This is a genomic window from Alkalihalophilus lindianensis (assembly GCF_032843265.1).
Taxonomy (GTDB): Bacteria; Bacillota; Bacilli; order Bacillales; family Bacillaceae_D; genus Alkalihalophilus; species Alkalihalophilus lindianensis.
Genome location: NZ_JAWJBA010000138.1, coordinates 1 through 320, shown reverse-complemented (window position 1 = coordinate 320; position 320 = coordinate 1). Strand labels below are relative to the sequence as shown.

General features: G+C 36.6%; 1 pseudogene. It reads left to right on the top strand.

The annotated features are described in order from the left end of the window. Positions 1-320: pseudogene (locus RYX56_RS21665) on the top strand (hypothetical protein); the annotation flags it as partial.

The following is a 320-nucleotide window of genomic DNA, read 5'->3' as shown; positions in this document are numbered from 1 at the left end:
GAATTGGGGGACTTATCTCAATTCTACCTTGGTTCTATTTCACCCGATGCTATACATATGCGGTCTAACGCTGACAAATCTGCAAAAAGAAAAACCCACTTAACTCCGATTGGGCAAAGGCGGATAGAAGTTAATGATATTGATTTTGTAAAATCCCTACCTAATTTCATTAAGGCAAATCAAAGCAAATCCGATGTAGATTTCTTGTGGGGATATTGCGTACATCTTTTAACAGATGTTTACTGGATAAAACGCATTTATCATAAATTTGTTGAGGATTATAGAAATGACCCATCCCCTGTATATAACATATCAGAGGC